Origin of the sequence: Kocuria sp., assembly GCF_030536815.1 — a bacterium.
Lineage (GTDB): Bacteria > Actinomycetota > Actinomycetes > Actinomycetales > Micrococcaceae > Kocuria > Kocuria gwangalliensis.
This window is the reverse complement of sequence record NZ_JAUNPE010000184.1, coordinates 1-3,800: the sequence shown is the minus strand read 5'-3', so window position 1 is coordinate 3,800 and position 3,800 is coordinate 1. Positions and strand designations below refer to the sequence as shown.

The 3,800-nt window shown below is 63.9% G+C and carries 3 protein-coding genes and 1 pseudogene; 1 reads left to right on the top strand and 3 read right to left on the bottom strand.

What is annotated here, in order from left to right:
- Window positions 1–183 precede the first annotated feature (183 nt).
- On the top strand, window positions 184–837 hold the full coding sequence (locus Q4E95_RS11745) for a hypothetical protein (protein ID WP_303383481.1): 654 nt from the start codon (window positions 184–186) through the stop codon (window positions 835–837).
- Between the two features lie 84 nt (window positions 838–921).
- On the opposite strand, the gene Q4E95_RS11740 is transcribed toward Q4E95_RS11745, so the two are convergent.
- The 3 genes and pseudogenes from Q4E95_RS11740 to Q4E95_RS11730 all read right to left on the bottom strand — a co-directional run.
- The gene (locus Q4E95_RS11740) at window positions 922–2,277 is read right to left on the bottom strand and encodes an ABC transporter ATP-binding protein (protein ID WP_303383480.1); all 1,356 of its coding nucleotides are present in this window, start codon (window positions 2,275–2,277) and stop codon (window positions 922–924) included.
- Between the two features lie 53 nt (window positions 2,278–2,330).
- Window positions 2,331–3,167 carry a carbohydrate ABC transporter permease gene (locus tag Q4E95_RS11735; RefSeq protein ID WP_303383479.1) on the bottom strand — a complete coding sequence of 279 codons (837 nt, stop codon included), beginning with the start codon at window positions 3,165–3,167 and terminating at the stop codon, window positions 2,331–2,333.
- 6 nt (window positions 3,168–3,173) lie between these two features.
- Window positions 3,174–3,800, bottom strand: a pseudogene (locus Q4E95_RS11730) (carbohydrate ABC transporter permease); the annotation flags it as partial.

Here is a 3,800-nt window from a genome sequence, read left to right as displayed (position 1 = left end):
AGCCATGCCCCTACGGCCTTCAGTACGCGGTCGGTTCGTTCCATGAATCATCACGTTAGTCCATCGGCAGGTGCGAGTCGCTAGATGGCGCGATCCGGCGATCCGACCGTCCGATCCAGTGTGCTGCGCCGGTTAAGCTGGTGCGGGCCCACACCGACGTCAGCGGGAGAATCTCAGTACGCCATGGCAGAAACAGTCCGACAGGTTCCGGAGAAGTACTCGGTTCCGCAGCACGTCTTCCACCCGCGCATCACCTCGTACGGCCGCCGGATCTGGGCCGCCGTGCCTCCATTTCTCCTAGTGGCCGTGGCTTTGCTGGCGCTGTACTACCGCCGCCCGCGCGGGCCCGTGATCGCGGTGCTGATCCTGCTGGCCTTGGCCGGAGGGGTCATTGCCTACGGGTACCTGCGCCCCGCGCTGACGGTGATCACCCGGACGCACTTCCTCAAGTCGCGCTGGATCGGATTCCACGCCGTACCCCGCGACAGGGTCCATCAGGTGGTCACGGTGGACAAACTTCTGCCTCCGCGCCCCAAATCGGGTAAGCCCCGGGGCAGGCCCTACTTGTGGCTCGTGACCGAGACCGGCAAGCGTGCCATGGCGCTCGACGGAATCGTGTGGGATACAACCTCGCTCAAGAGTTTCGCGGACCTGTCCGGCGCGCAGCACGTGAACTTCAAACAGGCCACCCCCGAGCAGGTCAGCACGCATTGGCCCGCGCTCGTTTCCTGGCACGTGCGCTATCCGCGGCTGCGCTACGCGGCGTCCTCGCTGGCCCTGGTGCTCGTGATCGCGCTGGTTGTCTGGCTGACCTTCGTCCAGACCACGTTCCAGTAATAACCGCACACACGCCGACGCCGCGGTGAGACGTCCCGGAGGAGTCTCACCGCGGCGTCGGCGGTCATGAATGCTTGGCGGGCGTCAGACGCTGGTGCTGCCGCCCTGCCCGGCCGCGCCGGCCGCGCGGTGTCGACCACCCAACTCGGATCCGTCGCCGGCGGCGTTGCGAACACCACTGTCCGACTCGCGGTCGGCCTTCTGCCGAGCGCGCTCGATCTCCGCCTCGCGCTCCTCGGTGGCCTCGCGGGTCAACTCCGCACCGGCCTCCTCGTCGCGGGTGAGGTTCTCACCGGTCTCGGGATCGAACACGTGCATGCGTCGTGCGTCCAACCAGATGTTGGCCGCCGTGCCGCCGCGGATGCGGGAGGAGGCGTCCAGGGACACAACCACCTGCGAAGGCATCTCGTCCGCGTCCAGGTCCTTGGCCAGCTCATCCAGCTTGTGCTTGACGGCCGGGTCCTGCTCGAACTGGATGTAGCCGTACTGCTGGTTGCCCAACCACTCGGTGTGGGTGAACTCGGCCTCGAACGTGGTGCCGTGGGGCACCTTGGCCTCGTCCACGAACTTGGAGTCCTCGAAGTGCTCGGGGCGCAGACCCAACAGCACGATGTCGCTCTTGCCCGACACCTTCTGCTGCACCCGCTGCGGTACCTCGATGTCACCAATGGGTGTCTTGAACACGTTGCCCTCGATGCGCGCCGGCAAGAAGTTCATGGAGGGCGCTCCGATGAAGCCCGCCACGAACAAGTTGACCGGCTGTTCGTAGAGCTCACGCGGGGACGCGATCTGCTGCAGCACGCCCTTCTTGAGCACTGCCACGCGGTCACCGAGGGTCATGGCCTCGGTCTGGTCGTGGGTCACGTAAATGGAGGTGATGCCCATCCGGCGCTGCAGCTGCGCGATCTCCGTGCGCATCTGGCCGCGGAGCTTGGCGTCCAGGTTGGACAGCGGCTCGTCGAACAGGAACGCATCGGCGTCGCGCACGATCGCGCGACCCATGGCCACACGCTGCCGCTGACCACCGGACAGGTTGGCCGGTTTACGTTCCAGGTGCTCGTCCAGGTCCAGGGTGTCCGAAGCCGCCCGAACCTTGCGGTCGATCTCGTCCTTGGAGAACTCGCCCTTGGACAACCGCAACGGGAACGCAATGTTCTCGTAAACGGTCAGGTGCGGGTACAGGGCGTAGTTCTGGAACACCATGGACAGGTTGCGGTCGCGCGGAGCCTTGTCGTTGACGCGCTCGCTGTCGATGAGCAACTCGCCGCTGGTGATGTCCTCGAGTCCCACGACCATGCGCAGGAGCGTGGACTTGCCGCAGCCCGAGGGGCCCACGAGGATCAGGAATTCACCGTCGGCCACGTCGATGGAGACGTCGTTGACCGCCGGAAAACCGTCGTCGTACTTCTTGACGAGGTTCTGCATGGTAATAGCTGCCATGTCTACTCAGTCCTTACTGTGCTTGAGCTTGAAGTGTTGAGGCACCGGTGGGATCAACCCTTGACCGCGCCCTGGGTCAGGCCGGAAACGATTTGGCGCTGGAAAGCCAGGACCAACAGCACCACGGGGATGGTCACGATGATCGCGGCGGCGGAAATAGCACCGGCGGGATCCTCGAACTGCGACGCGCCCGTGAAGAAGGCCAGCGCCGCCGGCACGGGGCGCGCCGCCGACGTGGAGGTCAGACCGATTCCGTAGACGAAGTCGTTCCACGCAATGAAGAACGCAATGATCGCGGTGGTGAACACACCCGGGGCGGTCAGCGGAACGATCACCTTGCGGAATGCCTGCCAGGTGGAAGCGCCGTCGACCTGGGCCGCCCGCTCCAAGTCCCACGGGATCTGCTGGAAAAAGGCCGCCAGCGTCCAAATGGAGATGGGAAGGGTCAGGGACAGGTAAGGAATGATCAGACCGAGCCAGGTGTCGTACAGGCCCACCTGACGCCACAGGTTGAACAGCGGCGTGACAATGGAGATCACCGGGAACATGGACACCATCAGCGCGGTGGTCAGCACGACCCGCTTACCCGGGAAGTCCAGGCGGGCGATCGCGTAGGCGCACAGGGTGGCCAGCACCACGGCGATGAACGTGGCGATCAGTGAGATACCGATCGAGTTCCGCAGCGCGGGAAGGAACAGATCCTTGGCGTCGCCCACGAAGATCTGCTCGTAGTTGTCGGTGACGAACTGGGCGGGCAAGAACTTGCCGGAGCTCAGATCGGCAGGGGTCTTGAACGAGGTCATCAGGATCGACAGCACCGGGAACAGTGCGTAGATCAGCACCAATACGGTGACAATGGCCCATCCGACCTTTTGTTTAGTGCTCAACATGGCGGGTTACCTCCCCTTCCCACTGCCGGCAAGATCCACCTTGAAGACCTTGATCGCGGTGAGAGCTATGAGCATCACGCACAGGAACAAGATCACGGAGATCGCCGAGCCGAGGCCGATTTCCAGGCGTCCGATGGAGGTTCGATACGCGAGCAGCGAGAGCGCCTCCGTGCCGTACTGGCCCTGGGTCATGATGAAAATGTTGTCGAAAATACGGAACGCGTCCAGCGCGCGGAACACCACGGCCACCATGATGGCGGCCTTCATGTTCGGCAGGATCACCTTGGTCAGGCGCTGCCACGCGGAGGCACCGTCCACACGGGCCGCTTCGGAGAGTTCCCCCGGAACCTGTGCCAACCCGGAGAGCAGCAACAGCGAGATGAACGGGGTGGTCTTCCAGATCTCGGACGCCATGATGATGGTCAACGCGGGACCCTGAGAAGCAAACCAGTTGAAGTCCGGTCCGATACCGGGAACCCAGTCGAACCAGTTGTTGACGTAACCGGTGGTGATGTCGAACGCGTAGAACCACGCGAACGCGCACACCACGGTGATGAATCCATAGGGCACCACGAACGCGGTGCGCAGCAGGCCCCGGGTGGCCTAGATCGCACTGTGCATGACCAGTGCGAG